The 18047-nt window shown below is 35.0% G+C and carries 14 protein-coding genes; 7 read left to right on the top strand and 7 right to left on the bottom strand.

Annotation, left to right across the window (positions count from 1 at the left end; translation table 11 throughout):
* Positions 1-63 precede the first annotated feature (63 nt).
* Both pyrE and ACUN0F_RS30500 read left to right on the top strand, forming a co-directional pair.
* Positions 64-606, top strand: coding sequence for an orotate phosphoribosyltransferase (gene pyrE, locus ACUN0F_RS30505; RefSeq protein WP_000417038.1), 543 nt, complete (start codon positions 64-66; stop codon positions 604-606).
* Positions 593-1015: an NUDIX hydrolase gene (locus tag ACUN0F_RS30500; protein ID WP_445540710.1), complete on the top strand. Its 423-nt coding sequence runs from the start codon at positions 593-595 to the stop codon at positions 1013-1015. The genes pyrE and ACUN0F_RS30500 overlap by 14 nt, the downstream gene beginning before the upstream one ends.
* A 40-nt stretch (positions 1016-1055) precedes the next feature.
* Here ACUN0F_RS30500 and ACUN0F_RS30495 read toward each other — a convergent pair whose 3' ends face one another.
* The 3 genes from ACUN0F_RS30495 to ACUN0F_RS30485 all read right to left on the bottom strand — a co-directional run bounded on the left by ACUN0F_RS30495 (position 1056) and on the right by ACUN0F_RS30485 (position 5493).
* A complete protein-coding gene (locus tag ACUN0F_RS30495) occupies positions 1056-2939 on the bottom strand; it encodes a vWA domain-containing protein (protein WP_088608964.1) in 1884 nt (627 codons plus the stop codon).
* A 3-nt stretch (positions 2940-2942) separates the two neighbouring features.
* Positions 2943-3836, bottom strand: a complete 894-nt coding sequence (locus tag ACUN0F_RS30490) for an AAA family ATPase (RefSeq protein ID WP_445540709.1) — start codon at positions 3834-3836, stop codon at positions 2943-2945.
* 127 nt (positions 3837-3963) lie between these two features.
* Positions 3964-5493, bottom strand: coding sequence for a cardiolipin synthase (locus ACUN0F_RS30485; protein WP_000743019.1), 1530 nt, complete (start codon positions 5491-5493; stop codon positions 3964-3966).
* 387 nt (positions 5494-5880) lie between these two features.
* Between ACUN0F_RS30485 and ACUN0F_RS30480 the strand changes: the two genes are divergently transcribed.
* Complete coding sequence (locus tag ACUN0F_RS30480; protein ID WP_264462336.1) at positions 5881-6252, top strand: cobalt transporter; 372 nt, start codon at positions 5881-5883, stop codon at positions 6250-6252.
* A gap of 489 nt (positions 6253-6741) precedes the next feature.
* On the top strand, positions 6742-8445 hold the full coding sequence (locus ACUN0F_RS30475) for a putative bifunctional diguanylate cyclase/phosphodiesterase (RefSeq protein WP_087983374.1): 1704 nt from the start codon (positions 6742-6744) through the stop codon (positions 8443-8445).
* Between the two features lie 31 nt (positions 8446-8476).
* Here ACUN0F_RS30475 and ACUN0F_RS30470 read toward each other — a convergent pair whose 3' ends face one another.
* Positions 8477-9874, bottom strand: a complete 1398-nt coding sequence (locus tag ACUN0F_RS30470; RefSeq protein ID WP_193673760.1) for an amino acid permease — start codon at positions 9872-9874, stop codon at positions 8477-8479.
* Positions 9875-10324: 450 nt separating this feature from the next.
* Between ACUN0F_RS30470 and treR the strand changes: the two genes are divergently transcribed.
* The 3 genes from treR (at position 10325) to treC (ending at position 14278) form a co-directional block, all read left to right on the top strand.
* Positions 10325-11035: a trehalose operon repressor gene (treR, locus tag ACUN0F_RS30465; protein ID WP_445540708.1), complete on the top strand. Its 711-nt coding sequence runs from the start codon at positions 10325-10327 to the stop codon at positions 11033-11035.
* Between the two features lie 140 nt (positions 11036-11175).
* On the top strand, positions 11176-12603 hold the full coding sequence (treP, locus tag ACUN0F_RS30460; RefSeq protein WP_445540707.1) for a PTS system trehalose-specific EIIBC component: 1428 nt from the start codon (positions 11176-11178) through the stop codon (positions 12601-12603).
* Between the two features lie 13 nt (positions 12604-12616).
* The gene (gene treC / locus ACUN0F_RS30455) at positions 12617-14278 is read left to right on the top strand and encodes an alpha,alpha-phosphotrehalase (RefSeq protein WP_445540706.1); all 1662 of its coding nucleotides are present in this window, start codon (positions 12617-12619) and stop codon (positions 14276-14278) included.
* A gap of 31 nt (positions 14279-14309) precedes the next feature.
* On the opposite strand, the gene gerKC is transcribed toward treC, so the two are convergent.
* From gerKC to gerKA, 3 genes are read right to left on the bottom strand one after another with little or no spacing between them, the layout of a single operon-like run.
* Complete coding sequence (gene gerKC, locus ACUN0F_RS30450; protein WP_000474032.1) at positions 14310-15434, bottom strand: spore germination protein GerKC; 1125 nt, start codon at positions 15432-15434, stop codon at positions 14310-14312.
* Positions 15415-16521, bottom strand: coding sequence for a GerAB/ArcD/ProY family transporter (locus tag ACUN0F_RS30445; protein WP_445540705.1), 1107 nt, complete (start codon positions 16519-16521; stop codon positions 15415-15417). The genes gerKC and ACUN0F_RS30445 overlap by 20 nt, the downstream gene beginning before the upstream one ends.
* Positions 16502-18004: a spore germination protein GerKA gene (gerKA, locus tag ACUN0F_RS30440; RefSeq protein WP_445540704.1), complete on the bottom strand. Its 1503-nt coding sequence runs from the start codon at positions 18002-18004 to the stop codon at positions 16502-16504. The genes ACUN0F_RS30445 and gerKA overlap by 20 nt, the downstream gene beginning before the upstream one ends.
* Positions 18005-18047: the final 43 nt, after the last annotated feature.

The raw sequence follows: 18047 nt of genomic DNA, 5'->3' as shown, positions 1-18047 counted from the left end.
AATATACAAATAATTACAAGTGTGATAGAATGAGTTAATTTGTGCATAAAGGGGAGAGAAACAATGGAGAAATGGGAGTTAGCAAAGGGAATTTATAATACGTCACGTTTAACAGGAATATTTAAACTTCGATCAGGACAAGTATCAAATCAATACTTTGATAAGTACTTATTTGAATCTAATCCAGTACTGTTATTAGAAATTGCTAAACAGTTGAAAGAGCTCATTCCCTCTGATACAGAAGTACTCGCAGGTTTAGAAATGGGAGGAATTCCAGTAGCAACAGCATTATCTTTACAAACAGGTATACCAGTTGTATTTGTAAGAAAAGAAGCGAAGAAGTACGGTACATGTAAGTTAGCAGAAGGCGTTAATATTGCTGGGAAAAATGTTTGTGTTGTTGAGGATGTTATTACGACAGGTGGTCAAATATTATTAAGCACGAAAGATTTAAGAGAATTAGGTGCGAAAGTACATCATGTTCTAGGTGTAATTGAACGAACGAAAGAGGGAAAAGCAAACTTATTAAAAGATGGCTTACAGCTACATTCTTTATTTACAATGGATGAGTTAATTGAAGGAGAAAAGGAACATGCAAAGAGTTGACGTCGTATACGCACTAATACATGATGAAGAAACAGATAAAATATTAATGGTACATAATGTAGAACAAAACGTTTGGTCATTGCCAGGCGGGGCTGTGGAAAAAGGTGAAATATTAGAGGAAGCACTAATAAGAGAAGTAAAAGAAGAGACAGGTTTAACTGCTGTGGCAAGTGGACTTGTTGCGATCAATGAAAAATTCTTTGAAGAATCAGGGAATCATGCGCTATTTTTTACATTCCGAGCAAATGTAGTGACAGGTGAACTTATTGCAGAAGATGAAGATGAAATTTCCGCAATAGAGTGGGTGGATCGAACAATCGCAAATGAACGATTCCCATTCTACGATGGCGGATTCGAGGCATTATTAGAAGTAGCTATTCCATACAAGTTTCAACCAGAAACAAAGTGATTGAAAGAAAAAAAACAGGAGCGATAACGCTCCTGTTTTTCTATTCAATCGTCTTCAGTAATAACTTTTTCAATAGTGGTTTAATCTTCAGACGTAAATCTTCAGCATGATTTGCAACTAAGAAGTGATGGTTATAAATGTTCTTCATTAATTGATAAGTTGCTTCTTTTGCTTCGCCTTCTTCGATGAAGATTCCGATTACTTCCATACCACTTTTACGAGCAAGTTTGACAGCTTCATGCGTATCTAAAATACCGTCTTGTTGATAGTCTAGCGCAGAAGGCTCACCGTCTGTAAAGACAAGTAAGAATTTATGTTTTTCTGGTCTTTTTGCAAGCTTTTCAGAAACGATACGAATAATATATCCGTCGCGGTTATCTTCTTCCTCGCGAAGCTGCATAATTTCTGGACCGACGTTTGGTAACGTTGAGTTTTTATACGTTACAACTTCATGGATAACGTTTGGCTTATCTTCAGGCTTAGCACTAGAAGCATCTTCCCAAAATCCGCTAATAGCGTGCGGGATTTTTAAAGATTTCAACGCTTCATGGAATAGGACCACACTTTTTTTCGTTTCTTCCATTTTGTTATACATAGAACCAGAGCAGTCCACTAGTAGTTGGAATGCAACGTCAAGTTCTTGTGATTCTTGTCCTTTTTTATAAAACATGCGCGGCTGCTTTTCAGTATAAATACGAAGGAATTTCTTACGAAGTCTTCCGTAATATTTATCACTATTTGCATTCGTTTTATTTTCAATCGTTTTTTCGATAATTTTCTTTAATTCTTTTACATCTTTATTAACGACTGATTTGATAGCTTGGTAATCCTTTTTTTCATCAGGATTTGATTTGCGGGCTTCTTTAAATATATGAGAAGCACCAACGTTATACTTACCGTATGCACCCTCGTTTTGGCTAGAAGCGTGTGAAGCTCTTGCTTCTTCTGTATCAGCACCATCAAAGTTGGATTGTGTACTCTTTTGAGAAGTACCTTGTACAGAACCAAGTGCTTGGTCGCCATCTTCTGATTCACGAGCAGTATCGCCCATCATGTTTGTTTTTGTTCCGCTTTCTAATTCAAAGCGTAAAAAGTTCTCGTTTTCGTTATTTTTATTTTCACGATGCCATGTGGAGAAACTTTCATCCATTTTGTTTTTATTTTCATCGTCATCTATGAGCTGCGTATCATCATTTGCTAAATCTTCGACGCGACAGTTCTTTTCGTCTGCAATGACAGATAAATAAAGCGGAGCATGTCCGAAATAATTGTTAAGCATATCACTTTCAAGAAGTCCTTCTAAACGATAGCGAATTTTTTCAACGATATACATAATGTCTTCTGTATTACGAGCTTGGAATGTTTCATGCAAAATTGCTTCAATTTGCTCGAAATATTCATTATTAAACATTTCATATTTATCGCTCGTTAATGAAAGATAGCAGAGACAAAATAGACGATCACCGTGATAGTTACGAACACGATTGATTTCATTTTGTGAACCAAAGTAATTGCGATACATTTCTTTTCTTCTTTTAAAAACATGCTTTGTGCCAGGGCGTAAGTTTTTTACGATTTCCTCAACACGTAAATCTTCTAATAGAACAAATAATTGTGTTAAAAACTTTTTTAAGGGTGATTCTTGTAATTCAATCGCATAAGAACGAATTAAAGTCATGTCCGAGTAATGTTTATTACCAAGTGCTTTTAAAAACACTTCGCTTTTTAATCCGATTACTGTATCCTCTTCTTTTCGATCATCCCAAAAGTGACTAATGACAACCTTTTTTTCAATTTCGTCGTAGTATGCTTTATAGCCATACTCAAGGTAGGCATCGTCTTCTTTTAGAAGAGCATACATTAAGTTTTCCATTTGTAGAAACAGCGACGCATCAATTTTTTTGTCACTAAAAATTTGTCTCATGAATTATCCCTCAAAGAAATAACTTTCTGCTAATTCACGGACAGTCATTTGTTCTGTTTCATCGTTTAATTTTGCGATAATACTACGTTCAATTGCACGCATAACAGGAATATATACACCTAAATCACATGCGTCGATAATGCCACGAATACTTGCTGCTTCTTCACTTACACGTCCATCACGAGCTAAAGGCATAAGGTCGCTTGCAAATGCAACGAACTTTTCAATTGTTGCAACATCATTTAATTTTGATTCAGATAGTAATAGTTCTTTTAATGTGTCACCTTGAATGTATGGAACTTCAATAATAACGAAACGGTTTTTTAATGCTTCGTTTAGTTCACTTGTTCCAACGTAACCTTCATTAATTGCTGCAATTACACGATACTCGTCATCGCCATATACAACCTCTTGTGTAAATGGATTTGTAATCATTTTACGGTAATCTAATGCACCGTGAAGAAGTGGTAACGTTTCAGGCTTTGCCATATTGATTTCATCAATATATAGGAAATGACCGCTCTTCATTGCTTTCATAAGAGGACCGTTAATGAATGAAACTTCAGATGCGCCATCTTTCGTTTGTAGTGTGTTGTATCCTAAAATACCTTCTACATCTAGGTCAACAGAACAGTTAATGCTATGCATTGGTTTTTGGAATAAAGAAGAAAGAGTTTCAGCTAGTACTGTTTTACCACTACCAGTCGGCCCTTTTAATAGAATGTTTTTACCAAGAAGAAGCGCTGTAATAGCATCTTCAATAATGCTGTTATCAGATGCTTTATATATTTTCTTTCCAATTAAATATGCATTTTCACCAGCTTCTTTTTTATTTTTTTCGTGAATGGTTGAGAGCTGTTGTTTTAAATCAGCATGTATATGAAATTGTTCTAACATGTATTTCCCACCTAACATTATTTTCATAAAGTAATACATCTTATGATAACTTGTTTTAATATGGTATGCAAAGAAAAGGAGAAAGGGGAAATGGAAAAGAAAAAGCAATCAATATTACATTGATTGCTTACAGTAAAGGAGAAATGAGTCGCATGAAAGACTCTAATATTCGTTTTTTGATACTTCTTTTTTGGAATGCGTTCCATTTAATTTCAGTGGAATGCTTAAAGTCGTCTTCAAAATCATGTTTAATATCATGAACGGTTTCTGATTCATATAGTACGCTAATAAGTTCATAATTTAATTCAAAGCTGCGTACGTCCATATTTGCCGTTCCAATTGTCGCGATCTTATCATCAACGAGTACAATTTTTGCATGCATAAAACCATCTTTATAACTATAAATGGAAGCACCAGCTTTTAAAAGCGGAGTGAAGTAGGACTGAGATGCTTGATCACTAATAATACTATCACTTTTACCAGGATATAAAATGCGTACATCTATGCCAGATATTGCACTTAAACGTAATAATGTTAAAGTTTCTTGATCTGGAATAAAGTAAGGTGTAGCAATCCAAATCGATTTTTTTGCAGATCCCATAACAGCTAATAGTGTATTGCGAATGCTTTTATCATCTGAGCTAGGCCCGCTCGCTACAATTTGCACAGCACCTTCTGCACTTGAAATTTCTTTACCTGGGAAGTATTGTCTATTCATAAATTGATCCCAAGAATAAGTATTCAATCCACTAGATGCATAGAGCCAATCCTCTAGAAAGATTGCTTGTAATTTATATAACGCTTTTCCTTCTATTTTTAAATGACTATCACGCCAAACGGGAAATTTTTTTGAACGGCCAAGATATTCATCACCGACGTTGAGTCCACCAGTAAAACCGATTTCTCCATCTACAATAACGATTTTTCGATGGTTACGATAATTAACAGTTTCAAGTAACCAAGCTGAAAAAATAGGGTCAAATTCTACAATTTCAATACCAGCTTCTTTCATAGGTTTTAAAAAGCGTCTTCTTAACGTATTACTTCCGAGTCCATCATAAAGAAAGCGTACAATAACACCAGATTTTGCTTTTTTTATTAAAGCATCTCGAACTTTCGTACCAATCTCATCAGATTTATAAATATAGTATTGAATATGTATGTGATGTTTTGCTTGCTCGATAGCTTGCAAAATTTCTGAGAATGTTTGATCTCCGTTTGTTAAAAGCTTTGTCGTCGTTCTATCTGCGGCAGGACCGCCTCCAAATTTTTGTACGACTTCTGTTAAATGTACAGAACGTTCATGTAAGGGGACTGTGAGTGATAATTCTAGTCGTCTGCCTTCTAATATTTCACGGAATAATTTTCTTTGTTCTTCTGAACGATGGAGATGTTTTTTCCTTCTCCAACGGCTACGACCAAAAATAGAGTATAAAAGCACACCTACAACAGGAAGAAGTGCTAATACTAAAAACCACGCTAAGGTGCTTTGAGGAGATCTATTTTCGATGAAAATAACGAATGAAATTCCTACGATTGTAATAGACCATAGGGCACCGACAAATGTATATAAAGAAATAAACGATGTATTTAATAGGAAAAGAACGATAGATATAATTGTAAATATTAATAGTAATTGAACGATAGGCTTTTTCATTTCTATAAAATTCCTCTAATCTTTCTTAAATATAGAATTCTTATATAAAAGGTATAATCCGACATTCTTATTATAAAGTGTTTTGTTTTTTTTACAAAATATAGACATTTTCCCCATGCTTTCCGCATTTGTCCTACATACAGTATATTGTTACGTTATTATCCTGCTATTTGCTGGTTAATAAACAGTGTAGGGGGGACAAAACATTTGTCCTTTATATAGGAATGGGGATAACCATATCATGGATTTGTAACAGGTGCATGATGAAGCCGAGGATATGGTTATTCGTATTATACGGATTCTTCTTATTATATAGGTTACTAACAAAGTCCGTACTATTCATACAATACCTATTAAGATGAGAAAATGGAAAAGGAGAGGGGAATAATGAATTATATAGAAAATAACGGATTGTATTATCGTCATAATCATGGAGGTCACCATCATAATGGCGGGCATAACCACCATGGAGGTCACCATCATAATGGCGGACATCACCATCATGGAGGGCACAATCACTATGATCATCACCACCATCACGGAGGCGGATGGGGCTGGGGTGGCGGCTCATGGGGCGGCGGATTTTTCCCAGGAAGTTTTGCTGGAGGCGTGTTAGGTGGACTTACAGCTGGCGCATTAACGGGTGCAGCAAGTGGAGGCTACTATCCAGCACCGTACCCAGTAACTTATCCAGCGCCATACCCAGCACCATATCCAACTCCATATCCGGGGTATCAGCAAATACCATATCCGTATTAAACTAAAAAAGAGGCTTGCCTCTTTTTTAGTTTAATAAAGTATTTATAAAATATTTCCAAAATAAAGGTGAAAATATGTTAATATTTTGTTATTGTAATTTAAAAACATATATACTAATTTTAACTTTTATATTATTATCCGTGAATCGTTGCATAGTGTGCTCGAAATTCTATTTCGCTAGTAAAGTAAAGAGGTTAGATATGAGCGGGATTAATAGGGAATAGGCGTTGTATAGAGCTAGCTATAAAGGAATGTAAGAGAATGAATAATGTATAATAAAGTAAGCTAATTATAGCGATAAGAAACTACTATTTATAATTGAAACGGTATTATATTGCTTTTTATTACAAATAATATTATGTTATTTTAATCGGCATATTTCAAAATGTGATGAATGCAAATAGCTATTATTAAGAAATGAAATATCTCTATTTCTATGAAGAGAAACAAGTTGTGTTTTAGTCAGATAGGAAGCAAGGAGAGATGCGCATGCTAGAACAAAGAGGTCATGCATTATATGACTCTTCATTGCGAGATTTAAAGTTAGCATTAGATGAGTCTTCAATTGTTGCGATTACAGACCGAAATGGTCTTATTACATATGTAAATGATAAGTTTTGTGAAATCTCCAAATATACACGAGAAGAGTTAATAGGGAAAGATCATCGTATTTTAAATTCAGGGTATCACCCGAAAACATTTTTTCAAATTCTATGGAAGCGCATTTTGAACGGAAAAGTATGGAGAGGTGAGATTCGAAATCAAGCAAAAGATGGGACGTATTATTGGGTTAAAACAACAATTGTTCCGTTTTTAAATGAAAAAGGAGAGCCGTATCAATTTATCGCGATCCGAAATGATATTAGTAGTAGGAAAGAAGCGGAACAGAGGTTGCGGTTAAGTGAAAGTCGTTATAGGGAGCTTGCGTATCATGATGCTTTAACGAGTTTACCGAACCGATTGCAGCTAATAACGACTGTAAACGAGATGATTGCAGGAAAAAAAGAATTTGGTATGATTTACTTTGATTTGGATCGTTTTAAATTAGTAAACGATACGCTAGGTCATATGATAGGGGATTTACTTTTAAGCGAAGTTGCTTCACGGTTGCATTATGTGCTAGGAGAGAAAGACGTTCTGGCTAGGCTGGGTGGCGACGAATTTGTGCTGTTAACAAAAAATCATAAACAAGATGAAATGAGGCAGTTAGCAACATCTGTGTTGTCATGTTTTCAGGCCCCATTTATGCTTGAAGGTCATGAAGTATACATTTCAGCTAGTCTAGGACTGTGTGCATATCCGCAAGACGGACAAGATGTAGAAACTCTATTGAAAAATTCGGATTTAGCCATGTATAGTGCGAAAGAACAAGGCAGAAATGCCGCGTGTTTCTTTACAGATGAGTTACGTGCGAAAATAAATCGTAGAATGAAAATTGAATTCGCTTTGCAAAAGGCAATCCGTGATGAAGAATTAGATGTGGTACTGCAGCCTATTATTGATTTGAAAACGAAGAAATATACCGGTATTGAGGCTTTAGCACGTTGTTCGACAGAAGAAGGGCCTATTTCGCCAGGCGAATTTATTCCAGTAGCTGAAGAATCTGGACTTATTATAAAATTAGGAGACTGGGTATTAGAAAAGTCATGTCGCTTGTTTAAAACATTGCCAGATTACGAAGAAGGATTAAAGTTATCTGTTAATTTATCCATACAACAATTAATGCAAAAGCGTTTTATTATATCTGTACGTAGCATTTTAAGGAGAACTGGCTTTCCACCGAATCGTTTAATTTTGGAAGTAACGGAAAGTATCGCTGTTCGCCATTTTGATTATATTATTGCTACATTACAAGAATTAAGAAATATGGGTATTTTAATTGCTTTAGATGACTTTGGAACAGGTTATTCTTCCTTATATTATTTAAAGCAACTGCCACTGGATATAGTGAAAATTGATCGTAACTTTATTCGTGAATTTCATTATGATCACGCACAGCCAGAGCGAACGATTGTAAAATCTGTTATTGAAATTGCCCATAGCTTAAATTTAGCAGTAGTTGCTGAAGGAGTAGAAACAGTAGAGCAAGAAAGTTTATTACAATCTATGGGCTGTGATTACGTCCAAGGATTTTATTATGCGAAACCTTTATCTGTAGGAGAGTTAAAAGAAAAGTTAATTACAGATTTTTAATAAAAAAGAGAAGCTGGTAGCTTCTCTTTTTTTAATTCGTTTTTTGTGAGTTTTTCATTAGTACTGGATAAAGAATAAGACCTAATACGAACAATCCAATTCCTAAGAAGAACGTTTTTAAATCAGCAGTTCCGGTTTTGATAACCCAAATAGAGTATACAAATGCTAATGTGGTAATAATCCCATCCTTTATTCGAGAGCCAGGCTTTATATCATACGTTTCTCCTGTAATAACCAATTTGAATTGGTACAGCGTAGAAACAAGGTATGGAATTAAATAAGCTAATGTTGCTACAACGATAGCGAAATTATAAGCTTCTGATACGGTACCAGAAATCGTTGAGAATAAGAAAATTTGGGTCATCACATTTGTAATAAATAATGATTTTGAAGGACTACCTTTTTTATTTGTTTTCGCGAAAAACTTAGGGAAAAGTCCATTCTTGGCTGCCTGGTAAGGTACTTCTGAACTAACAACGATCCAGCCAACTGTAGATCCAAATAAAGATACAAGTGCAAGTAAAGCCATGATATAGGCGCCTTTATTGCCAATTGCTAAATTTAATGCGTCTACTAATGGTTTTTGAGATTCTTTTAAAGCATCTTGGGAGAGAGCTCCCATTGTAAGTAAAGTAATTGACATGTAAATAAGAAGAGCGATAATCAACCCGAAAATGGTAGCTTTTTTTACATCGCGCTGAGATTTTGCGCGGTTAGAAAGCATTACAGCAGATTCAATACCGATAAATGCCCAAAGTGTTGCGATAGCAGCTGAATTGATTTGTCCACCTAACGAAATTGATTGTCCTGCTTCATTCATAAATGTTTGACCGTCTCCGAAATTAGAGGCATTGAAAATGAATAATGTGATTACAATAAACATTGTAAATCCAATAATTTTTGCAATGGTAGCAAGAAGATTCATATTTCCAGCTCGGTCAATATTTTGAGAAAGAATATATTGAATTCCCCATAACATAAGGCTACATACGAGGAAAGTTAGTCCTTTTCCGAGTTCTAGTGAAAATCCGTTCGTTGAAAAAAGAATTTGCTTACTTTGTAACACTGGAAAGAATGTTGATAAATATCCAGCAAAGGAAATAATAACAGATGCGGTTGCAGCCCAGTTCGCAGCCCAATAGCCCCATGCCATACTATATCCTGCAACTTTACCCGCTTTTTTTGAAGGGAACATCGCTTGAGCATAACTTTGTGGTCCAGCTTTTAATTCTGGTTTTCGGATTGCTAAATTTCCAAATACGAGTGCAATCATAAATACGCCAAGGCCTGTAATACTCCATGCGAGTGTAGAACCCATTGGACCTGATACGTGTGCTAAATTTGCTGGGAGCATAAATACGCCACCGCCAACCATATTTCCGATTACAAAAGCTGTTAAAATCCATAATCCCCATTTTTTCGTTTCCATTTTTGGTAACTCCTTTGTAGTAAGTTTTGCTTAAACATCATTTTTTACTAGCTTTTTGGCAATAAAAAAAGAGCCATGTAGATAAAAAATACCTACATGGCTCTTTGCCAAAGCGTAGGTACAACGGGAATAACCCTTGTACCTACGCGTAATTTTTCCGCTAGGTTTCAAGGGTTACGTATGATGATGATGTTTTTGTGCAAATGTAACTACAATTGTTGTATAAGTAAGCATAGTTCTTTGCTCCCTTTCTCCTCTGATTTTGAAGTTAGTATACTACATGTTTTTTTGAATGAAAAGAAAAATATAAAAATTTTTATAAAAATACGTTTTAGAGATTAAATATTTACCTGTATTTTTCCTATAATGGAAAATAAGTGAGAGATTGGCAGAAGAGTGTAGCATGGTATAATACATATAGAATTAGAAGGTGACAAGGGGCTATTGTAGATGATGAGTAAGTATGAACAAATTTATACAGCAATCAGCAAGTCTATTGATAATAAACAATTAAAAGAGGGATGCAAAATCCCATCCGAAACTGAATTAATGAAGCAATATGAAGCGAGCCGAGGTACGGTAAGAAAAGCTGTAGATTTATTACAAGAGCGTGGATATGTTCAAAAAATACATGGAAAAGGTGTCTTTGTTTTAAAGCGAAAAAACATTGAATTTAACTTTGGTGGTATTGTAAGCTTCCAAGAAGAAAATGAACGTTTAGGACGCCATTGTATTACAGAAGTCGTGGAAATGGAGAAAGTAAAAGCGACAAAAGAGGTTGCAAAGCTATTAAATGTGAAAGAGAAAACAGAAATAGATCATATTAAACGCGTACGAAATATTGATGGAGAAAAAGTAATTTTGGATATCAATCATTTTGTATCGGAATATATTCCTGGATTAACGAGTGAAATTGCAGCGGAATCCATTTATAAATACATTGAGAAAGAATTAAATCTTCATATTAGTTACTCACAGAGGGTAATTGAAGTGCAGCCATGTACAGAGGACGATAGAGAGTATTTAGATTTAAATGGAACAGACTATGTTGTCGTTGTGAAAAACTTTACGCATTTTTATGATGGAAGTCAGTTCGAATATACAGAATCACGCCATCGTTTAGATATTTTTCATTTTTCGGATGTGGCGCGGAGAAAATAAGGAGATGGAACGAAATAACGTTTCATCTCTTTTTTTATAAAAAAATCACAAACTCGTATATACGAGTGTTGACTAACTTATATATACGAGTTAATATGTAATTGTAAACGGTATCAAAAAAAGAAAAGAGGGACGGGAATATGGGGAAAGACTATCGTCAAACAGCAGAGGAAGTGTTGCAGTATATTGGTGGAAAAGACAATATTGAACAAGCTGCGCACTGTGTAACGAGACTCCGTATCGCTTTAAAAGATGAAAGTAAAATAGATAACGATAAATTACAATCTGTTTCATTAGTGAAGGGAGCGTTTCATAACGCTGGGGTATTTCAAATTGTAATTGGTCCAGGAGATGTTGATCGAGTTTATGCCGAATTGATAACGCTTGCAGGTATGAAGGAAGCGACAGTAGCTGATGTAAAAGATTCTGGAAACCAAAAGTTAAATCCAGCTCAAAAGTTTGTAAAGGTATTTTCAGATGTATTTATGCCGATATTACCAGCCATCGTAACAGCTGGTTTACTAATGGGAATTAACAATCTATTAGGGGCAAAGGACTTATTTTTTGAAGGTAAAAATTTATTAGATGTCTATCCAAACTTAAGTGGGCTTTGGGATTTAATTAATATGATGGCGAATACAGCATTCGTATTCTTACCAGCACTTGTCGGTTGGTCAGCAACGAAGCGTTTTGGTGGTAGCCCGATATTAGGGATTGTTATGGGATTAATGCTTGTGCATCCAGCCTTATTAAACGCGTGGGATTATGGTAAAGCAGCGACTGGTTTAGATGGACAAAAGATTGAGTACTTCGATATTTTAGGATTATTTCAAATTGAAAAGGTAGGGTATCAAGGTCAAATTCTACCGGTTTTAGTAGCAGCATTTGTATTAAGTAAAGTGGAAATCTTCTTAAAGAAACATGTACCAAATGCAATTCAATTATTAGTTGTACCAATTACAACGATTGTCGTAACAGGTGTGTTAGCATTAGGAATTATTGGTCCAGTTACACGTCATATTGGAGATTTATTAACAGCTGGATTAGTAGGTGTATATGAAACAGTACCAGTAGTTGGAGCAATATTGTTTGGAGCATTATATGCACCGCTTGTAATTACAGGTATGCATCATATGTTTATTGCTATCGACTTACAATTAATTGCACAGCACGGTGGTACATTCATTTGGCCAATGATTGCTCTTTCTAACATTGCGCAAGGTAGTGCGGCACTTGCGATGTTCTGGATTTCTAAAAATCAAAATGATAAAAGCATGGCATCTACATCAGCAATCTCCGCATATTTCGGTATTACAGAGCCAGCTATGTTTGGTGTAAACTTACGAAATAAATTCCCGTTCTATGCAGCGATTATAGGATCGGCTATTGCAGCTATATTTATTACGTTAAATGGTGTATTAGCACCTGCTATTGGAATTGGCGGATTACCAGCATTTATTTCTATCATTCCGAAATCGATTCCAATATTTATTGTAGGAATGATTATCGCAGTTGTAATCCCATTTACGTTAACATGGTTATTTGCAAAACGAGTAAAACAGAAGTAGGAGGAAGTTAAACATGAAGGATTGGCATACAAGTGTAGTTTATCAAATTTATCCGAAGAGCTTTAATAGCTATTACAATAAAGAAACCGGTGATATAAAAGGGGTTACAGAGAAACTAGATTATTTAAAAGAACTCGGAGTAGATTATATTTGGTTAACACCGATATACCAATCACCACAAAATGATAATGGATACGATGTAAGTGATTACTACAGTATTGATCCATCTTACGGAACGATGGAAGAGTTTGAAGAGCTTTTAGAAGAAGCAAAGGCACGTAATATTGAAATTATGCTGGATATCGTTGTAAATCATAGTTCGACGGAGCATAAGTGGTTTAAGGAAGCGAAGGAAGATAAAAATAGTCCATATCGTAATTACTATATTTGGCGTGATGAAAAAAATAATTGGCAATCTAAGTTTGGCGGGTCTGCTTGGAAATATGATGAGAAGACAGAGCAATATTTTTTACATTTATTTGATGAGACGCAAGCTGATTTAAATTGGGAAAATAAAAAACTTCGTGAAGAAGTATATGATATGATGCGTTTTTGGCTTGATAAAGGGGTAACTGGATTCCGATTAGATGTTATTAATTTAATTTCAAAAGATCAACAGTTCTTAAATGATGACGGAAGTACGGCGACAAGCGATGGGCGTAAATATTATACAGATGGCCCGCGCGTTCATGAATATTTACAAGAGATGAACCGAAATGTTTTTGAAGGGAAAGATGTAATTACAGTTGGAGAAATGTCATCTACGACAATTGATAATTGTATTAAATATTCAAACCCTGAGCGTAATGAATTAAGTATGACGTTTAGTTTCCATCATTTAAAAGTAGATTATCCGAATGGAGATAAGTGGACGAAAGCGGATTTTGATTTCATTAAATTAAAAGAGATTATGTCTAATTGGCAAATTGAAATGCAAAAGGGCGGAGGATGGAATGCGTTGTTCTGGTGTAATCATGACCAACCTCGCATAGTGTCACGCTTTGGTGATGATGGAAAGTACCGAAATGAATCTGAGAAAATGTTAGCGACAGCTATGCATATGTTGCAAGGCACACCTTACATTTATCAAGGCGAAGAAATCGGTATGACGAATCCTAAATTCGAGTCCATTGAGCAATATCGTGATGTGGAATCGTTAAATATATACGATATAAAGCTAGAAGAAGGATTATCAAAAGAAGAGATTATCGGGATTTTAAAACAAAAATCTCGTGACAATTCCCGTACTCCGATGCAGTGGAATGAAAAGGTGAACAGTGGTTTTACAACAAGTACACCTTGGATTTCAGTTGCTGAGAATTATAAAGAGATTAATGTAGAAAAAGCATTAGAAGATAAAGATTCTGTATTTTATCATTATAAAAAGTTAATAGAACTTAGAAAAACGTATGATGTAATTACAGAAGGAGAATATGCTATTTTAGATGAAAATCATGCTAAGATTTGGGCATATACTCGTACTACAGAGAGTGAAGTGCTACTTGTTATCAACAACTTCTATGGAGAAGAAATAACGTACTCTGTACCAACACATGTTCAATTAGATGGAATGAAACAAGAAATACTACTGTCGAATTATAAAGATTCCAGCAAGGATATTACAAAACTTAACTTAAGACCATATGAATCAATTGTCTATCGATATACGAAATAAAAGGTTGTATGCCCACGTGGCATACAACCTTTTATTTTAAGACACCACTATACAAAATGCTTACTTCTACCTCAGGTTTGAATTTTACTTTTGCATAATCTTTATTCCAATTTTTTTTCTTCCATAAGTCAGGATGATAAGCGATAAGATGTCTTCCAATCCCGAAAGCATCACAATTTGCTTTTTGTAACTTTTTCGTTATCTTTTTAGCTTCTTTCGTAAGCTGTTTAGACAATTCTTTGTTTAGTTTGGCTCTTTCATCCATTTTGTAAAGATTATCTCTCGGAGCTTCAAGCGCTATAACTTTTAATTGAAGCTTAATGTGAGCATAAACATTTCCTTTTTTATCCGTTGTTATTTTTAAGTCTCGTTTTAATTTTCGATTGCTAATTTCCATTGTTAAATAATCAGATGTCTTCTCTGATTCATCGCTAGTAAGTTTTTGGGTTATACGGGCACTTGTTCCCATTTTTCCGGTTAATAACACGAATAAAACAGAGTGTTTCAAAGGTAAATGCCCAGTTAATTTATCATTATTAAATAAAGCTAATCCGTTTGTAATTACTTCTTTTCCTTTTATTTTTATAGAGGGGAGGGTAAAGTCTTTACCGGGATCTAGCATTTTTGTAGCAGCTGTTTCTAAAGTTTCTTTTGGAAATACACTCATATCTTCTAAGCTTTTCACTTTTTTCTTTAGAAAATCTCCAATTAGTAAATTTCCTACTTTCTTTTTTTCAAGTATCTCGGATGTTTCACCATCTACTGCAATAAGTTTTACTAAAGCAGTTGGGTTTGTCGGGTCACGAAAGCTGACATCTAAATAGGGTAGTATACCTTTTTTTAGAATTTTGGTTCCTAGTAATTGAACACCATATTTGAAATAACGAATATTACCAGTCACATTTTTTTTTAGGGCATCGCTTGTATCCCTTATGTTATGCCCGGTTGCTGAATGTATTTCATTTTCGAATGAAGATTGCTCTCCGCTGGAACTTTTTACGAGCTCGATTGTTTGCTGGAGTTTATTCTCTTCCGTAATATCAGATCCAATACTATAAGCTAACCTTGCCTCCCTTAATGGTTCTTGATCCCAACAGCCAGAAAGGAGGGAACTAGTACATAATATAAAAAGTAATTTAACTCTTTTTTTGAACATACTGTTCTCCTTTCTTCTTTCTTATTACTGAATAAAGTAGAAATAAAAAAGGGAGGACAACGATGAAAATATAGGTGAACTTATCAGTGAAAGTTGCAATTACTTTTAATTCTTCAGGTGTATCTATAAATAGGGCTACACTAAAAGTAATAATACCAACGATTGGAACAGCCTTTTTATGATTAGCAAGATTGAAGATATGTCTAATTCCGATTGAAGCAGCGCAATAATAACTCGCAATAGAAGCCACAACTGTTATCATCCATATTGGAATGAATAGTAAATCAGTCCGGTCTATAATCCCGATATGCAAGGAGCGTAATAAGTAAGCGACTGGCTCTGGGATAAGTTCAATTTGTTTTGGACTAAATACGATAAAGCAAATCCAAACAGTAAAAGTATAAAAAAGAGTTACAAGTCCATTAGCGATAGAAATGGCCTTTAGTTTTGCAACAGCAGTCCCATTTACTTTAGGAAATGCAATGAGAAAGATTTCAAACCCATACATGGCTGTAATTGTTTCTTTCGATGCTTGAATAATATTCCACCATCCAGCCTCTGTAATGGGGAAAATATAAGAAAAATCAGCCCGCGAGAGCCCAAGTGCAATTAAAAGTGCCATGGGGATAATAAGAATAGAAGCCATGACATAAAATCGTACAATCACTTTAAATGTATTATAGGCTACGTAGCAACAAGCTATTGTAAATAGTATGAGAATGGCATACCAAGGAGTTGCTTGTAATATCCAAACTTTAATGACATTACAAGCATTTAACATAACCGTCATACCGATAAGGGTAAAATAAAAAACATAAGCAAAACCTAACAGTTTTCCAAACTTATTACCAAATAGCATACAAACACTTTCATACATATCAGCATCAGGAAATCGTTTTAAGAAAAGCCACATAAGTAAAATAATAAGTTGAATTGCAAGACCAGCGATGAGTGCAGAAATCCATCCACCACCTTTAGCAATTGGGTGAAGACGGTTAGGGAGAGAAAGTATACCAACTCCGATTTGGCATTGAATAACGAAAAAGGTAAATTGAACTAGCGAGATTTTACTTTGCGTGTTTGTCACCGTCCTCATCCTCTCTCGTTACATGTTGTCGTTGCATTTTTTTCGGTTTTGGATCATGTGGTCGTTCCCCAAATGACCAAATTGGAAGTCTGACAAAAGAATCTTTCATATCTTTTATCCGCATTGGAGCAATAGGAGAAAGATATGGTGTATGAAAAGAATGAAGCTGACATAAGTGAACGAAAGTTATAATTAAACCAAATGAAATTCCTACATATCCAAATATGGCAGCAAGGAGCATTAATGGAAAACGAAGAATTCGAACTGCTGAACTCATATCGTTTGATGGAACGAGAAAAGATGAAATTGCAGTTAAAGCTACAACGATAATCATTGTGTAAGAAACGAGTCCGGCTTTTACAATTGCATCACCAATTACTAAACCACCTACAATACCGATTGTTTGTCCCACTCGGCTCGGTAGACGAATACCAGCTTCTCGTAATAACTCGAAAATCAATTCCATTAAGAGAGCTTCAAAAATAGGAGGAAGCGGTACTTTCTCTAATGAAGCTTTAATTGTATACACAAGTTCGAGCGGCAACACATCAGGATGAAAAGCGACAGTTGCAATATATATAGCTGGTAAGAGAAAGGCAATTAAAAAACTTACTAAGCGAATCATTCGGATGAAAGAACCGACAATCCAGCGGTTATTATAATCATCTGGTGATTGATAGAAAGCGAATAATGTAACAGGTACGATGAGCGCTGTTGGATCTCCGTCAGATAAAATAGCAACTCGTCCCTCCATTAAATTGGCAGCCGTTCTATCTGGGCGCTCTGTATTTAATTGCTGCGGAAATGGCGAGAAAGACGTATCTTCTATAAATTCTTGTATGTATCCTGGTGACATAAGTGCATCCGTTTTAATCGTTTCTAATCTTCTTTTCACTTCTGTAACCAAATCGTCATTCGCTATATTTTGCATATAAGCAATTGCCACTTTCGTGTGCATTTCTTCACCGATTGTAAAATACTTAACAACTAAATTTGGACTCTTAATGAGTTTACGAATAGAGGTTAAATTAGTTGCTAGATCCTCTACAAAACCAGTATGTGGACCGCGCACAATCCCTTCATTATCAGGCTCCGCTATATCTCTCTTTAAAGATAAAGCTGTTTCGAAAATACAAAAACTATCGACGTATTCATGAAAATATAAGGATTTACCTTGTAATAAAACCTGTACTCCATAATTTAAATTCGCTTCTTTTTTCATATTTAACGTAGAAAAAGCTTTATCTAAAGACAAATCTGACCGAGTTAATAAAGGCTCAAGAGCTAATTGATGAATTAAATTTGGGTCTGCTAAAGATTCAATATATATGATCGTTCCTTTTCCGTTTTGAAAAGGGAGATCTAATTTTTTTATATCATCTGAGTGGCAGAGCTTATTTTCAATGTAATTAATATTGTCCGGAAGTGATGGAAACATATGCTTTTGGTTTTTACTCTCTTGTTGTTCTTTTTGCTCTGTCATAATTTCCACCTCTATTAGAATAAAGTTACTTCTGTTAATTTTT

The sequence above is a fragment of the Bacillus sp. 1A genome (assembly GCF_052682215.1).
This window is presented reverse-complemented; position numbering and strand designations above follow the sequence as displayed.

Excerpts from the sequence above, each read along its gene's own strand:
- ACUN0F_RS30500 (WP_445540710.1), top strand. The coding sequence starts at position 593 with ATGCAAAGAGTTGACGTCGTATACGCACTAATACATGATGAAGAAACA.
- treC (WP_445540706.1), top strand. The coding sequence starts at position 12,617 with ATGAAGGATTGGCATACAAGTGTAGTTTATCAAATTTATCCGAAGAGC.
- treP (WP_445540707.1), top strand. The coding sequence starts at position 11,176 with ATGGGGAAAGACTATCGTCAAACAGCAGAGGAAGTGTTGCAGTATATT.
- ACUN0F_RS30475 (WP_087983374.1), top strand. The coding sequence starts at position 6,742 with ATGCTAGAACAAAGAGGTCATGCATTATATGACTCTTCATTGCGAGAT.
- ACUN0F_RS30495 (WP_088608964.1), bottom strand. The coding sequence starts at position 2,939 with ATGAGACAAATTTTTAGTGACAAAAAAATTGATGCGTCGCTGTTTCTA.
- treR (WP_445540708.1), top strand. The coding sequence starts at position 10,325 with ATGATGAGTAAGTATGAACAAATTTATACAGCAATCAGCAAGTCTATT.
- gerKA (WP_445540704.1), bottom strand. The coding sequence starts at position 18,004 with ATGACAGAGCAAAAAGAACAACAAGAGAGTAAAAACCAAAAGCATATG.
- ACUN0F_RS30480 (WP_264462336.1), top strand. The coding sequence starts at position 5,881 with ATGAATTATATAGAAAATAACGGATTGTATTATCGTCATAATCATGGA.
- ACUN0F_RS30485 (WP_000743019.1), bottom strand. The coding sequence starts at position 5,493 with ATGAAAAAGCCTATCGTTCAATTACTATTAATATTTACAATTATATCT.
- gerKC (WP_000474032.1), bottom strand. The coding sequence starts at position 15,434 with ATGTTCAAAAAAAGAGTTAAATTACTTTTTATATTATGTACTAGTTCC.
- pyrE (WP_000417038.1), top strand. The coding sequence starts at position 64 with ATGGAGAAATGGGAGTTAGCAAAGGGAATTTATAATACGTCACGTTTA.
- ACUN0F_RS30490 (WP_445540709.1), bottom strand. The coding sequence starts at position 3,836 with ATGTTAGAACAATTTCATATACATGCTGATTTAAAACAACAGCTCTCA.
- ACUN0F_RS30470 (WP_193673760.1), bottom strand. The coding sequence starts at position 9,874 with ATGGAAACGAAAAAATGGGGATTATGGATTTTAACAGCTTTTGTAATC.